Source organism: Duganella sp. sic0402, from assembly GCF_019219065.1.
Classification (GTDB): Bacteria; Pseudomonadota; Gammaproteobacteria; order Burkholderiales; family Burkholderiaceae_D; genus Rugamonas.
Window position 1 is genome coordinate 223,110 of record NZ_JAHUWK010000006.1, and the last position, 13,490, is coordinate 236,599.

A 13,490-nucleotide genomic window follows, 5' to 3' on the forward strand; every position below is an offset into this window, starting at 1 on the left:
GCGCGCCCTGGCAAGGGCCGGCGGGCGCGCGGTTGCAGTTTCGCTAAAGGGATGATTTTAGCGGGTTAAGCGGCTTTTGGCTGATTTTTTGAGCGTTTTGCCCAAAACCAGGCGCCCGCCAGGGACAGTGCGGCCAGCGCCAGGAATAGTTTATTTCCCCAGATGATGTAGGGCGTGCTGCCGGCCATGCCCTGGACATTGGCGGCCAGTGTGCCGAAGGTATTCACAGGCAGCTGCTCGACCACTTTGCCTTCGCCATTGATGATGGCGGTGGCCCCGGTATTGGTCGCCCGCAGCATGGGGCGGCCGGTCTCCAGGCTGCGCATCTGCGAGATCTGCAAATGCTGCGGGATGGCGATGGTGTCGCCGAACCAGGCCAGGTTGGAGATATTCAGCAGCAGCGTGGCTGCCTGCTGGCCTTGCGCCGGGCGATTCAGCTGGGCGGCGATTTCTTCGCCAAACAAGTCTTCGTAGCAGATATTCGGCAGCACGCGCTGGTCCTTGATCGGGAACGCCGGCTGGATATCGCGGCCACTGGTCTGGTCGCCCAGCGGAATCGACATCAGGTTGACGAACCAGCGGAAGCCGTAGGGGATGAACTCGCCGTAAGGCACCAGGTGGTGCTTGTCGTAGCGGTAGTAGCCGTCGGTCTGGCGCGGCGTCATGCCGATCGCGCTGTTGAAGTAGGCGGTCTGGCTGTCGGCCAGTGGAATGCCGAGTATCAGATTGCTGCTGGTCTTGTTCAGAAACTGGGCGATGCCGGGCAGGTAGTCCGGCGGCAGCTGCTGCGGCAGCATCACGATGGCGGTTTCCGGCGTGGCGATCAGGTCGGCCGGAGCGGCGGTGATGGCGTCCTGATACAGTTTCAGCGTCGACAGCACCTTGTTGCCATTGAATTTCTCTTCCTGCGGGATATTCCCTTGCAGCAGGCGTACCGAAATCGGCTTGCCCTCGGGATGGGTCCACTGGATGAAGCTCAGGCCGACGCCCAGCGCCGAGATGGCGACCACCAGTCCGGCTGCACGCAGGCGGCTGCGGTGCAGCAGCAATAGCAGCGCGCCGGCAATCACCGCCGCCAGCCAGCCCAGGCCATACATGCCGATCACCGGCGCGTAACCTGCCAGCGGACCGTGGTTGTGGGCGTAGCCGGCCGACAGCCACGGGAAGCCGGTGAACAGCCAGCCGCGCACCCATTCAAACAGTGCCCACATGGCAGGAAACACCAGCAGGTTGGCGGCCGGCAGCGGCAGCGCCCAGCGCTTGCGCAGCCAGGCCGCGCCACCCATGGCGCCGGCGCCGTACAAGCCCATGGCGGCGCCCAGCAGCAGCACTGCCAGCGCGGCCAGCGGGGCCGGCATGGCGCCGTAGGTATGCATCGACACGTACAGCCAGTGCACGCCGGCGGCGGTCCAGCCAGTGACGAAGGCCCAGCCGATCAACGCGGCAGCCTTGACGCTGCTGCTGCGCAGTACCTGGTAGAACAGCGTCGCCAGGCCGAGAATTTCGACCGGCCACCAGCCGAACGGCTCGAACGCCAGCACGCACAGCGCGCCGGCCAGGCCGGTGATGATCATCCGGCCTTGGGTCGAGCGTTGCGGCTTGGGTGGATCGTTGGGATTGGCGCGGCGAAAGCGCATTATGCGTCGGCGTCGTGAACAGGCGCTGGCGGCAGCTTTTCCACTGTCAGCACATGGATCTGGCGGGCGTCGGCACGCAGCACTTCAAAGCGCAGGCCTTCGAAGTCGAAGGTGTCGCCCTTGTGCGGCATGCGGCCGAGGTGCTTGGCGACCAGGCCGCCGATGGTGTCGACGTCGTCGTCCGGCAGCGCGGTGTCCAGCTCTTCGTTGAACTGTTCGATCTCGGTCAGCGCCTTGACGCGCCAGCGCGGGCCGAACTGGCCTTCGCGGATGGAGAGGATATTGTCCTCTTCTTCATCGAAATCGTATTCGTCTTCGATATCGCCGACGATTTGTTCCAGCACGTCTTCGATGGTGATCAGGCCGGCGACGCCGCTGTACTCATCGACGACGATGGCCATGTGATTGTGGTTGGCGCGGAAATCGCGCAGCAGCACGTTCAGGCGCTTGGATTCCGGGATGAAGATGGCCGGGCGCAGCATGTCGCGCACGTCGAAGGATTCTTCGGCGTAGTAGCGCAGCAGGTCCTTGGCCAGCAGGATGCCGATCACCTTGTCGCGTTCACCCTCAATGGCGGGGAAGCGCGAGTGGGCGGTTTGCAGCACCAGCGGCATCCACTCTTCAATGGGCTTGGAAATGTCGATGACATCCATCTGCGAACGCGGGATCATGATATCGCGGGCAGACAAGTCGGACACCTGGAACACGCCTTCGATCATCGACAGGGCGTCGGCGTCGATCAGATTGCGTTCGTGGGCGTCGTGCAGAACTTCGAGCAGCTCCGATCGGTTCTCGGGCTCGGGGGAAATCAGGGCGGTCAGCCGTTCAAACAGCGACCTGTGAGGTTTAGCGTCAGTCTTGACGCTACTAGAGTGCTCTTGCATAGTTGGCGTGAGCCGGTTGTTACGAAGGGGTATAGGATACACCAAATGGGAACCCGGGGCCGATTTTGTCAAAAAGACAGCCCCGCAGGACCTTAATCGGCGTAAGGATCGGCATAGCCGAGTTCTGCCAGGATCTCGGTTTCGATGCCTTCCATTTCGGTAGCTTCCTCGTCGTCCATGTGGTCGTAGCCCTGGGCGTGCAGCACGCCGTGGACGATCAGGTGGGCGGTGTGTTCCTCCACCGTTTTCTTTTGCTCGGCTGCTTCCTTCTGCAGCACGTCGGTGCACAGGATGATGTCGGCCTGGGTGGGGGCGTCGTCGGGCAGTTCTTCCTCGCCTTCGTTGTAGGCGAAGGTGAGCACGTTGGTGGCGTAGTCCTTGCCGCGGTATTCGCGGTTCAGCGCCTGGCCTTCTTCGGCGTCGACAAAGCGGATGGTCAGTTCGGCCGGCGCGAACAGCGCGGCTTGCACCCATTTGCGGATTTTCGGACGGGTGATGCTTTCTTGCAGGCGTGGATCGGCGTATTGCACCGACAGCGTCAGTTTATTTTTTGCGGACATTTTTGAGCGCCGTGGCTTTAAGTAAGGGAGCGATTTCCGCTTCGTGGTTGTGGGCGGTTTCGTAGGCGTCGACGATGCGCGCCACCAGCGGATGGCGCACCACGTCTTCGCTGTTGAAGTGGCTGAAGGCGATGCCGCGCACTTCCTTCAGCACCTGGATGGCGTCCACCAGCCCGCTCTTCTGGCTCTTGTGCAGGTCGACCTGGGTGACGTCGCCGGTGATCACTGCCTTGCTGCCGAAGCCGATGCGGGTCAGGAACATCTTCATCTGCTCGACCGTGGTGTTTTGCGCCTCGTCCAGAATCACGAAAGCGTGGTTCAGCGTGCGGCCACGCATATAGGCCAGCGGGGCGATCTCGATCACCTGCTTCTCAAACATTTTCTGCGTGCGGTCGAAGCCCAGCAGGTCGTACAGCGCGTCGTACAGCGGACGCAGGTAGGGATCGACCTTCTGTGACATATCACCGGGCAGGAAGCCGAGGCGCTCACCGGCTTCCACCGCAGGACGGGTCAGGATGATGCGCTTGACCGCATCGCGCTCCAGCGCATCGACCGCGCAGGCCACGGCCAGATAAGTCTTGCCGGTACCTGCCGGGCCGACACCGAAGCTGATGTCGTGTTCCAGGATGTTGCGCAGATAGCGGATCTGGTGCGGCGTGCGGCCGCGCAGATCGGCGCGGCGGGTTTTCAGCACCGGGCTGTTGATGTCGATTTCGACAGCCGGCACCGGCTCCACCTTGCGCGGCTTGCTGGTGCGCGCGGCGGGCGCGCTTGGCGTTGCGGCTGGCTCCTCGATGGCTGCCGCGTTACCGGCATGCATAGTGGCGCGCTGCTCGACCAGCGCCAGCTGCACCTCTTCGATCGGCACGATTTTGTTGGCGATGGCGTAGAAGTGTTCGAGGATCTCGACCGCGCGCGCGGCGTTGTGGCCGCTGACGATGAACTTCTCGCCGCGCCGGAAAATGGTGACGTCCAGCGCAGCGGAAATCTGGCGCAGGTTTTCGTCGAGTGGGCCGCATAAATGAGCCAGGCGCGCGTTATCGAGCGGCTCCGGGACGAAGTAGTGCGGCTGAACTGGAGTATTGGTTTTCAATGGGTACTTTTAGCAGGGAAGAGCCGCAGAAACGGCACAGGCGATAGTTTATCGTATTTGCCGAAACGCGAACTTGATTTTGCTTGCCTTTGCGCTAAAGTGGAGTCATGGCAATCAATGTTACTTCCACCTCCAGGCCGGACGCCGTGCAGCTCAACCTGCGCGAAACTCGCGCCAACCGCGTCGAGCAGCGTAGCGAGCAGACGGCGGAGACCCGCCGCACCCAGCAAAGCAGCCGCACCGAGAAAGACGACGCCATCACCCGCCAGCAGGTAAAAGAAAATCGCGAAGCCAGCCGCAACCAGGCGCGCGCCAACGACGAAGCAGCGGCAGCCGACCGCCGCGCCGCACAGCAAGCCGACAAAAAAGCCGACACCCAGCGCCGCGACAACCAGCGCACCCTCGGCCGCAACATCGACACCACCGCCTGAATTGCTTTGTAACAGTTTCCTACAAGTTCTTGCGTGCGCCATCCTCCGGGCCCATGTGATGAAATAGCATTGTTGCTAAGGTTTCTAGCCAGTGATTGATGTCGAACAATCTTAGCGCGGTGTGCACTGGTATCTTGCTTGAAAGGCAATCAACCGCCATGAAACTTTGTTGAAAGTTTCTAAGTTTTGCTTAAGTTCGAACCAGCACTATTTGTTCACCCCAACCAACGAGGAAAATCATCATGGCACATCATGCTCTCGCTTCTCAGGAAAGCTACAATCCCAACCACCTGCTGGATATCTTGCTCGGCAAGATGCAGCTGAAGAACGATGCCGCGCTGTCGCGCCTGCTGGAAGTCGCGCCGCCGGTCATCAGCAAAATCCGTCACCACCGTTTGCCAGTCGGCGCCTCGCTGCTGATCCGCATGCACGAAGTGACCGGCATGAGTATCCGCGATCTGCGCGACCTGATGGGCGACCGCCGCACCAAGTACCGCCTGTCCGATGCGCAAGGCCGTCCAAAGCCGGAAGATCGTGCAGCCGCTGAGAAAGCCCTGGCAGGAAGCGCGGCCCATCACTGATGCGCGCCCAGCGCATGCGCCTGCCGGAGCACGGCTAAGCCGTTCCGGCAGGATCGCAGTTCAGCTCAGCAGCACCATGGAAATCTCTTCATACTGCAACTCCGTCTCGCGGAAGATCTGCAGATACACTTCTTCATCGAGGCCCAGCGCAGTCCAGGCCACGGTGGATACCGGCGGCACCAGATCATCCGCCACCTGCGCCAGATCGAGCGCATGGACTATCGCATCAGCCACATGAATGATGGCGGCAAGAAAGCCCGCGCCCGGCGCTTCCGGGTCGTGGTGGCCGCCGATGGCCAGCCGCATCGTGTCTGAAAAATTCCAGTGTTCGGCCAGCGCCAGTCCCGCGTCCACATGGTCGACGCCCAGCACCGTGCGTTCCGCCTCCAGCAGATAGCAGTCGTGCTGCTCGCGGTAAGCAATCGTTTCCGAATAATGATTCGGGAAGCACGACACCAGCACCAGCCGGCCGATATCATGCAGCAGCCCGGCAGTGAACGCATAATCCTGATTGAAACGCATCTGCCGTGCCAGCACCTTGGCGCAGGCGGCGGTGGCGATCGAGTGGCGCCAGAAGGCCTTGTGGTCGAAGCCGGGGCAGTGGCCCTCGGCGAAGCAGCCGGTGACCGCCGCCGCCGTGATCAGGTTGCGCGTGGTCTGGAAGCCCAGGTAGGTGATCGCCTGCTGGATGGTGGTCACCTTGACCTGCAAGCCGTACAGCGAGGAGTTGGCCAGCCGCAGCGTCTTGGCGGTCAGTGCCTGGTCGTAGCTGACTTTCTTGGCCAGCACGGAAATGTCGACATCGTCCTGGTCGATGCTGTTCAGCAGTTCCATCACCACCGCCGGCAGCGACGGCAGGTCGTCCAGCGTGCGCACCACGTCGTCGTAGCTCAGCGTGTTAGTCATTTTCCGGCGTCTCCTCTACACCCAGGCGGAAGTCGCTGACAAAACGGCGCAGCGTGGCGGTGGCCCAGTCGCTGTCGCTGTCCGGATCGCTCTTGCGGAACAGCGTGGCGATGCGCGCCTCGTGATGCTGCTGCGTGGCCGCCACCATTTCCGGCGTTACCTCATCACGCAGGATGGGCAGCACCGCGATGCCGTGGCGCGGCATCAGTGCCAGCATGGCGTCGGTCAGCACCGCGCCCTGCGGCAGTAGCACCTGGCCTTGCACATCCAGCAGCACGTCGGACAGGACCATGCCCGGCCGCACCTCCGCCAATGTCAGTTGCTGATAATTGCCTGTCATGCCGCCTCCCCGCTTGCTCTTTGAACGCTATTTGCCGATCTTACCATTGTCTTGCCAAGATGCAGCCCATACCGTACATTGGGGCGTCGCCGTTCAATCGTGTTGCCGGGAGATTGCTCGATGTTTGGTATTCAAGGCCGCTTGACGCTGCTTTTTGTGGTCATCGTTACGCTGGTGCTGGGCATTTCCGGCACCTATGCCCAGTATAGCCTCGGCCATGAACTGGAAGTCAGCAGCCAGCGCCTGCGCCAGGGCGTGCTGACCCGGCTGCAAACCAGCCTGCCGTCGGCGCTGTGGGACCTGGACAAGGCCAAGGTCGACAACATCGTGGCGGCCGAGATGATGCCGCCGGAGCTGGTGTCGATCCGCGTCTACGATACCTCGGTCGGCCTGTTTTCCGGCAAGCTGCGTGCCGAGAATGGCGCCATTTCTTCGCTTGAAAACGATGCTGCCGTTGGCGGCACGCCGGTGGTGGCCGACCTGGCTTACCGCGATTCCGGCGCGGCCGGGGCGGCGCTGAAGCCGGTCATCGTCGGCCGGGTGGTGGTCAATTTCAGCCGCGCGCAGATCGACGCCACGCTGGCGGCCGAGGTGCGGCGCAAGGTCACCGAGGTGCTGCTGCTGGACCTGATCCTGGTGGCGGCGCTGGCGCTGTCGCTGCGCATCGTGTTCGATCCGCTGAAGCGGCTGCGCGACGGCCTGTTTGACCTAGCCACGCGCGGCAGCGACGAAGTGGAAGAATTGCCGGACAACCGCCAGGATGAGCTGGGCGAGGTGATACGCGGCTTCAACGCCATCCAGCGCAAGATCAAATCGAATATCCAGCGCATCCGCGAGGCCGAGGACGAGGCGCGCAAGTCGGCCGCCACCACCGCCAAGGCCATGGACGATTTGCGCCGTACCCAGGAATCGCTGTTGCAGGCCGAGCGGCTGGCGTCGCTGGGCGGGCTGGTGGCCGGCGTCGCGCACGAGATCAATACGCCGGTCGGTATCGCACTGACCAGCGCCTCGGTGCTGATGGAGGCCACCGAGAAGGTGCAGGCCTCGGTCGAGGGCGGCAATATCAAGAAATCCGACATCACCCGCTATCTGGAGACGGCGTCCGAAAGCACGCGGCTGATCATGAATAACGCCTACCGAGCGGCGCACCTGATCCACAGCTTCAAGCAGATCGCGGTCGACCAGGTCAGCGAGGCGCGGCGCCGCTTCGAGCTGCGCGATTACATCAACGAGGTGGTGTCCAGCCTGCAGCCCAAGCTGAAGAAGACGCATATCACGGTCGACATTTCCTGCCCGCCCGATATCATGCTGGACAGCTATCCGGGCGCGCTGGCGCAGGTGATCACCAATCTGACGCTCAATTGCGTCGAGCACGCGTTCGATGCGGAAGACGAGGGGCGGATTGTGATCGGCGTGGCGCAGCTGCAGGGCGACTGGATCGAGATGCAGGTCACCGACAACGGCAAGGGCATCGCGCCGGATATGCTGGACAAGGTGTTCGATCCTTTCGTCACCACGCGGCGCGGCCAGGGCGGCACCGGCCTGGGGCTGAATATCGTGTTCAATCTGATCGCCAAGCAGTTTGGCGGCAGCATTACCGTGTCCAGCGTGCTGGGGCAGGGCGCCAGTTTTGTGCTGCGCATGCCTTGCGTGACGCCCACCGATGATGGCGGCTTGCACGCTGACAGCCGTTTGCACGCGTAAAAAAATCCGCCATCGGACGGGATTGCTGGCTGCCTCGGCGTTGAGCCTGCCGTTAATGCATCGGTTTTACATTTTGCGCCATCAGCAACGGCGCATGGGGCGGCTGTGATTGTTGCGACTGCGATATTGGCGCCAGGTACCGTACTTTTTAAAAAATATTTGCTGCATAGGGTGCATATCACATGATTTCCATACCTCGGATTGCCATACATCGAAGCGTTCAATTGACTTTAGGCCTGTCCGCGGCGGCCTTGCTGGCGGCTTGCGCCAGTGGCGGCAAGTCCGCGTCGGCGCCGGCAGCGGACCTGCTGGGGCCGGCCAATCCGCAAGTGCTGCTGCTGGGCGAAGTGCATGACAACGTCCAGGGCCATAAGCTGCGCGCTGAGTTGCTACGGCAGCGGGTGGAAGCCGGCTGGCGGCCCAGCATCGTCATGGAACAGTTCGACCGTGAGAACCAGGATCTGCTGGACAAGGCGCAAAAGGGCTGCGTGGACGCGCAATGCGTGATTCAGGTAGCCGGTGGTGCGCGCTGGGATTGGCAATTGTATTATCCTGTGATCCAGCTGGCGCTGACTTACCAACTGCCGCTGGTGGCCGGCAATCTGTCGCGTGCCGATGCGTCGCGGGTGGTGCGCGACGGCGTGAAATCGAGTTTCGATCCGCAGAGCGTCAAGGATTACAGGCTGGAGCAGCCCTTGCCGCAGGCGGTCAGCAACGCGCAGCAGCAGGAGATCATCGCCGGCCATTGCAATATGCTGCCGGAGATGATGGTCGGCGGCATGGTCAACGCCCAGGTGGCGCGGGATATCTGGATGGCCAAGATCGTGCGCGACCAGCAGCCCAGGGATGTGGTGCTGATCGCCGGGAATGGCCATGTGCGCAAGGACATCGGTGTCGGCTACTGGCTGAACCAGGTAGCGCCGGCGCTGACCGTGCGCAGCGTCGGCTTTGCGGAGAGCAGCGACAACGGCGGCCGCTACGACAGCCTGCAAACGCTGGCGCCGCAGCAGCGCGACGATCCGTGCAAGCAGGTGAAGAAAACCAAGTGAAAGGTGCGATGAAAACACACTATGTTGCCGAGGCGCCGCAGCGCGCCGAGCTGGACGCTATGAAGGGGCCGGTGTTGCTGGAATTCGGTGCCAACTGGTGCGGCCATTGCATGGCTGCGCAGGTGCCGTTGCAGCAGGCTTTTGCCGGCAATGACGCCGTGAGCCATTACAAGGTCGAGGACGGTCCTGGCCGGCCGCTGGGACGCTCCTTCCGCGTCAAGCTGTGGCCGACCTTTGTCTTCCTGCTGGACGGCGAGGAAAAAGCGCGCGTGGTAAGGCCGCTACGCTCGGACGACCTGTCGGTCGGCTTTGCGCAAATAGATCCCTGAGCTGGCTTGGCAATCCGGCAAGGTGGTGTGTATGATGGCCCGCACACCCACTGCAGGAGCGCCAAGCATGAGTCAGCCCAAGACCAATTCGGCCGGCACCGTGTTGTTTGCCAGTCTGATCGGCACCACCATCGAGTTCTTCGATTTCTACATCTATGCCACCGCTGCGGTGCTGGTGTTCCCCAAGCTATTCTTCCCCGCCAGTGATCCCGCCGCCGCGACGCTGCAATCGCTGGCGACCTTCGCCATCGCCTTTTTCGCGCGGCCGGTAGGCTCGGCGGTGTTCGGCCACTTCGGCGACCGCATCGGCCGCAAGGCGACGCTGGTGGCGGCGCTGCTGACCATGGGCGTCTCGACCATCGTCATCGGCCTGCTGCCGACTTACGCCTCGATTGGCACGCTGGCGCCGGCGCTGCTGGCGCTGTGCCGCTTCGGCCAGGGCCTGGGCCTGGGCGGCGAGTGGGGCGGCGCGGTGCTGCTGGCCACCGAGAACGCGCCGCCCGGCAAGCGCGCCTGGTATGGCATGTTCCCGCAGCTGGGGGCGCCGATAGGCTTCTTCCTGTCGGGCGGCATTTTCCTGCTGCTCAGCGAGACGCTCAGCGACGCCGAATTTTTCAGCTACGGCTGGCGGATTCCTTTCCTGGCCAGCTCGCTGCTGGTGATTGTCGGCCTGTACATCCGCCTGAAAATCCATGAGACGCCGGACTTCCAGAAAGTGCTGGACAAGAATGAGCGCGTCAAAGTACCGGTGCTGACGGTGTGGCGCGAGCATCGCCGCGTGCTGGTGCTGGGCACGCTGATCGCGCTGGCCACCTTCGTGCTGTTCTATCTGATGACCGTGTTCGCGCTGAGCTGGGGCACGACCGCGCTGAAATTCTCGCGTCAGAACTTCCTGATACTGCAGCTGTTCGCGGTGCTGTTCTTCGCGCTGACGATCCCGTTCTCGGCGATCTGGGCCGACCGCAAGGGGCGCCGCTCAACGCTGATCTGGGTGTCTGCTGCAATCGCCGTATTCGGTCTGGCGCTGGGGCCGATGTTCGGTTCCGGCAGTGCGGTACAGGTTACGGTGTTCCTGTCGCTAGGCCTGGGCCTGATGGGCCTGACTTACGGCCCGCTGGGCACCATCCTGTCGGAACTGTTCCCGGCCGAAGTGCGCTACACCGGCGCATCGCTGACCTTCAACCTGGCCGGCATCCTGGGCGCATCGCTGGCGCCGTATGCCGCCACCTGGCTGGCGACCAACTATGGATTGCAATACGTGGGCTACTATTTGTCAGCCGCCGCGCTGATCAGCCTGGCTGCGTTGCTCATGGTAAAGACCAAGTAAGTTGTCATACAACATTTGACGGCCAGCGCATCTTTCTGCTTGCCTCGGCCGTTTTATGGTTGTACGATGACATACGACTAAAAGCATGATCTCGCTGGAGACCGAGAGATCATCACCATAAACACAATATAAGTGATGCCATGAACCTGAGCGAGCCTGTCAATGCGCAAGCGGTGGCCCAATCCGTCGGTAAGTACCGCTGGACCATCTGCGCCCTGTTGTTTTTTGCCACCACCGTCAACTATCTGGACCGCCAGGTATTGAGTCTGCTGGCCCCCGCCTTATCGACGGAATTTGGCTGGAGTAATACCGATTACGCCAACATCGCCGCCGCCTTCCAGTTTGTCTATGCTATTTCGATGCTGTTCGCCGGCCGCGTGGTCGACAAGATCGGCACCAAGGCCGCCTACGTGGTGGCGATCGTGATCTGGTCGCTGGGTGCGCTGCTGCACGCCTTCTCGGTGCCGATGGGCGAGCTGGCCGTGGCCTTCCTCGCCATCTTCGGCGTGGCGGCGGTGCCGTCGATTGCCGGCTTCATGATTTCGCGTGCGGTGCTGGCGGTCGGCGAGGCCGGCAACTTCCCGGCAGCGATTAAGGCCACCGCCGAATACTTCCCGAAAAAGGAACGCGCTTTCGCCACCGGCATCTTCAACTCCGGCGCCAACGTCGGTGCGATTCTGGCGCCGATCACCGTGCCGCTGCTGGCGGCGATCTGGGGCTGGCAGGCCGCCTTTATCGTCATCGGCGGGATCGGTTTCATCTGGATGGGCTTCTGGCTGTGGCTGTACGACAAGCCGGAACAGCAGAAGCGCCTGTCGGCCGGCGAACTGGCTTACATCCGCAGCGACTCAGTCGCACCGGTTGAAAAGAGCGACGCGGCATCGCTTGCCGCCGCCAAGAAAGTCTCCTGGTTCCAGCTGCTGAAATATCGCCAGACCTGGGCCTTCGCCTTCGGCAAATTCATGACCGACGGCGTGTGGTGGTTCTTCCTGTTCTGGCTGCCGACCTATCTGTCGGCGCAATATGGCATGAAGGGCGAGGCCATCGTGCTGCCGCTGGCGGTGTTGTACAGCATGACCATGGTCGGCTCTATCGGTGGCGGCTGGTTCCCCAGCTATTTCATGGCGCGCGGTTATGCACCGTATGACGGCCGCATGAAAGCCATGCTGCTGATCGCCTTCATTCCACTGGTGGTATTGCTGGCGCAGCCGCTGGGCGCCATCAGCTACTGGATTCCAGTGCTGCTGATCGGCATCGGCGCCTCGGCGCACCAGGCTTGGTCGGCGAATATCTTCACCACCGTGTCGGATATGTTCCCGCAAAAATCGGTGGCGTCGGTGGTGGGTATCGGCGGCATGGCCGGCGGCATCGGTGGCGTCACGCTGACCAAGCTGGGTGGCTGGGTATTCGACTACTACAAATCCATCAATGATATCCACACCGGCTATATGATCATGTTCGCGATCTGTGCTGTGGCTTATCTGGCTGCGTGGGCCGTGATGAAGGCGCTGGTGCCGCATCACAAGGAAATCACCGACCTGTGATGCGTTCTGCGCTAACGGCCGCGCTGTTCGCGGCCTCCGCTTCCGCGCTGGCTGCTCCGGGCATCCAGGTGGAGGCGTACGGCGTTACGCAGGCAGGCCAGAAGGTCGAGAAGGTGGTGCTGGAAAACGCGCGCGGCATGAAGCTGTCCTATATCGACTACGGCGCCACGCTGGTGCAGGCCGATGTGGCCGACGCCAGCGGTGAACGCCGCAACGTCATCCTCAGCCTGCCGGACCTGGCGGCGTTTGAACGCACGCGCGGCCGTTATGGCGCCATCATCGGCCGCTATGCCGGCCGCATCGCCAACGCGCGCTACACGCTGGATGGCAAGACCGTGCAGCTGACCGCCAACAGCAAGGGCATGGCCATCCACGGCGATCCTGATCCCTACGACAAGCGCGTTTGGCGGCGCAAGGATTTCAGCGATCAGGAATCGCTGGGTTCCATCTACCGCCTGCATAGTCCGGACGGCGACCAGAACTTCCCCGGCGCGATGGAGATCAGCGTCACCTACCGGCTGCTGCGCGACAGCGACGAATTCCGCATCGAGTACCAGGCCACGACCAGTGCGCCGACGGTGCACAATCTGACCAATCACCTGTATCTGAACCTGGCCGGTGCGGCCGCCAACACGCTGGAAGGCCACCAGTTCCAGATCGCCGCCGACCGCTACCTGGAAACCGACGCCGTGCGTATCCCGTCCGGCAAGCTGCTGGAGGTAAAAGGCACGCCATTTGATTTCCGCACGGCCGCCAGCGTGCACCAGCGGTTGCCGTCCGTCCCCGGCGGCTATGACCACAGCCTGGTGTTCTCCAAACCGGTGGGCGAGTATGCGCAGGTGGCGGTGGTGACTGGCGGCGGGCGCCGCATGATCGTCAGCACCAGCGAGCCGTCGGTGCAGCTGTACACCGTCAACGGCTTTAACGGCACAGAGATCGGTAGCGAGGGCGTTGGCTATCAGCGCTATGGCGCGTTCGCGTTCGAGACCCAGCATTTCCCGGACAGCCCGAATCACGCCAGCTTCCCCGGCACGGCGTTGTATCCGGGTCAGGTATTCCGCTCGCGCACCAGTTTCCGCTTCAGCGCCGACTGAGTCCGGGTCGG

The 13,490-nt window shown here is 62.5% G+C and carries 14 protein-coding genes; 8 read left to right on the top strand and 6 right to left on the bottom strand.

Annotated features, from left to right (window positions below):
- Positions 1–65: 65 nt before the first annotated feature.
- From lnt to KW842_RS16635, 4 genes are all read right to left on the bottom strand, one after another.
- The gene (gene lnt, locus KW842_RS16620) at positions 66–1,637 is read right to left on the bottom strand and encodes an apolipoprotein N-acyltransferase (RefSeq protein WP_218305215.1); all 1,572 of its coding nucleotides are present in this window, start codon (positions 1,635–1,637) and stop codon (positions 66–68) included.
- Complete coding sequence (locus tag KW842_RS16625; RefSeq protein WP_218305216.1) at positions 1,637–2,521, bottom strand: HlyC/CorC family transporter; 885 nt, start codon at positions 2,519–2,521, stop codon at positions 1,637–1,639. Before KW842_RS16625 ends, lnt begins: the two co-directional genes overlap by 1 nt.
- Before the next feature lie 92 nt (positions 2,522–2,613).
- Positions 2,614–3,081 carry an rRNA maturation RNase YbeY gene (ybeY, locus tag KW842_RS16630; RefSeq protein WP_218305217.1) on the bottom strand — a complete coding sequence of 156 codons (468 nt, stop codon included), beginning with the start codon at positions 3,079–3,081 and terminating at the stop codon, positions 2,614–2,616.
- Positions 3,065–4,174 (bottom strand): PhoH family protein, encoded by a 1,110-nt coding sequence (locus KW842_RS16635; RefSeq protein ID WP_218305218.1) that lies wholly within the window; start codon positions 4,172–4,174, stop codon positions 3,065–3,067. The genes ybeY and KW842_RS16635 overlap by 17 nt, the downstream gene beginning before the upstream one ends.
- Before the next feature lie 107 nt (positions 4,175–4,281).
- Here KW842_RS16635 and KW842_RS16640 point away from each other — a divergent pair, with 107 nt between their 5' ends.
- Both KW842_RS16640 and KW842_RS16645 read left to right on the top strand, forming a co-directional pair.
- The gene (locus KW842_RS16640) at positions 4,282–4,605 is read left to right on the top strand and encodes a hypothetical protein (RefSeq protein ID WP_218305219.1); all 324 of its coding nucleotides are present in this window, start codon (positions 4,282–4,284) and stop codon (positions 4,603–4,605) included.
- A 242-nt stretch (positions 4,606–4,847) separates the two neighbouring features.
- Positions 4,848–5,186 (top strand): hypothetical protein, encoded by a 339-nt coding sequence (locus KW842_RS16645; protein ID WP_218305220.1) that lies wholly within the window; start codon positions 4,848–4,850, stop codon positions 5,184–5,186.
- Positions 5,187–5,246: 60 nt separating this feature from the next.
- On the opposite strand, the gene KW842_RS16650 is transcribed toward KW842_RS16645, so the two are convergent.
- Both KW842_RS16650 and KW842_RS16655 read right to left on the bottom strand, forming a co-directional pair.
- Positions 5,247–6,092 carry an HDOD domain-containing protein gene (locus KW842_RS16650; protein ID WP_218305221.1) on the bottom strand — a complete coding sequence of 282 codons (846 nt, stop codon included), beginning with the start codon at positions 6,090–6,092 and terminating at the stop codon, positions 5,247–5,249.
- The gene (locus KW842_RS16655) at positions 6,085–6,432 is read right to left on the bottom strand and encodes a hypothetical protein (RefSeq protein WP_218305222.1); all 348 of its coding nucleotides are present in this window, start codon (positions 6,430–6,432) and stop codon (positions 6,085–6,087) included. The genes KW842_RS16650 and KW842_RS16655 overlap by 8 nt, the downstream gene beginning before the upstream one ends.
- Before the next feature lie 120 nt (positions 6,433–6,552).
- Between KW842_RS16655 and KW842_RS16660 the strand changes: the two genes are divergently transcribed.
- The 6 genes from KW842_RS16660 (at position 6,553) to KW842_RS16685 (ending at position 13,479) form a co-directional block, all read left to right on the top strand.
- Positions 6,553–8,136: a sensor histidine kinase gene (locus KW842_RS16660; protein WP_218305223.1), complete on the top strand. Its 1,584-nt coding sequence runs from the start codon at positions 6,553–6,555 to the stop codon at positions 8,134–8,136.
- 224 nt (positions 8,137–8,360) lie between these two features.
- Positions 8,361–9,185, top strand: coding sequence for a ChaN family lipoprotein (locus KW842_RS16665; protein ID WP_229223738.1), 825 nt, complete (start codon positions 8,361–8,363; stop codon positions 9,183–9,185).
- A gap of 8 nt (positions 9,186–9,193) precedes the next feature.
- Positions 9,194–9,514, top strand: coding sequence for a thioredoxin family protein (locus KW842_RS16670; RefSeq protein ID WP_218305225.1), 321 nt, complete (start codon positions 9,194–9,196; stop codon positions 9,512–9,514).
- A gap of 67 nt (positions 9,515–9,581) precedes the next feature.
- Positions 9,582–10,841 carry an MFS transporter gene (locus KW842_RS16675; RefSeq protein ID WP_218305226.1) on the top strand — a complete coding sequence of 420 codons (1,260 nt, stop codon included), beginning with the start codon at positions 9,582–9,584 and terminating at the stop codon, positions 10,839–10,841.
- 140 nt (positions 10,842–10,981) lie between these two features.
- A complete protein-coding gene (locus KW842_RS16680) occupies positions 10,982–12,385 on the top strand; it encodes an MFS transporter (RefSeq protein WP_218305227.1) in 1,404 nt (467 codons plus the stop codon).
- On the top strand, positions 12,385–13,479 hold the full coding sequence (locus KW842_RS16685; protein WP_218305228.1) for an aldose epimerase family protein: 1,095 nt from the start codon (positions 12,385–12,387) through the stop codon (positions 13,477–13,479). The genes KW842_RS16680 and KW842_RS16685 overlap by 1 nt, the downstream gene beginning before the upstream one ends.
- Positions 13,480–13,490: the final 11 nt, after the last annotated feature.

Bases quoted from the DNA above. Each gene is read 5' to 3' on its own strand.
- lnt (WP_218305215.1), bottom strand. From the start codon at position 1,637: ATGCGCTTTCGCCGCGCCAATCCCAACGATCCACCCAAGCCGCAACGC.
- KW842_RS16625 (WP_218305216.1), bottom strand. From the start codon at position 2,521: ATGCAAGAGCACTCTAGTAGCGTCAAGACTGACGCTAAACCTCACAGG.
- ybeY (WP_218305217.1), bottom strand. From the start codon at position 3,081: ATGTCCGCAAAAAATAAACTGACGCTGTCGGTGCAATACGCCGATCCA.
- KW842_RS16640 (WP_218305219.1), top strand. From the start codon at position 4,282: ATGGCAATCAATGTTACTTCCACCTCCAGGCCGGACGCCGTGCAGCTC.
- KW842_RS16645 (WP_218305220.1), top strand. From the start codon at position 4,848: ATGGCACATCATGCTCTCGCTTCTCAGGAAAGCTACAATCCCAACCAC.
- KW842_RS16650 (WP_218305221.1), bottom strand. From the start codon at position 6,092: ATGACTAACACGCTGAGCTACGACGACGTGGTGCGCACGCTGGACGAC.
- KW842_RS16655 (WP_218305222.1), bottom strand. From the start codon at position 6,432: ATGACAGGCAATTATCAGCAACTGACATTGGCGGAGGTGCGGCCGGGC.
- KW842_RS16660 (WP_218305223.1), top strand. From the start codon at position 6,553: ATGTTTGGTATTCAAGGCCGCTTGACGCTGCTTTTTGTGGTCATCGTT.
- KW842_RS16670 (WP_218305225.1), top strand. From the start codon at position 9,194: ATGAAAACACACTATGTTGCCGAGGCGCCGCAGCGCGCCGAGCTGGAC.
- KW842_RS16675 (WP_218305226.1), top strand. From the start codon at position 9,582: ATGAGTCAGCCCAAGACCAATTCGGCCGGCACCGTGTTGTTTGCCAGT.
- KW842_RS16680 (WP_218305227.1), top strand. From the start codon at position 10,982: ATGAACCTGAGCGAGCCTGTCAATGCGCAAGCGGTGGCCCAATCCGTC.
- KW842_RS16685 (WP_218305228.1), top strand. From the start codon at position 12,385: ATGCGTTCTGCGCTAACGGCCGCGCTGTTCGCGGCCTCCGCTTCCGCG.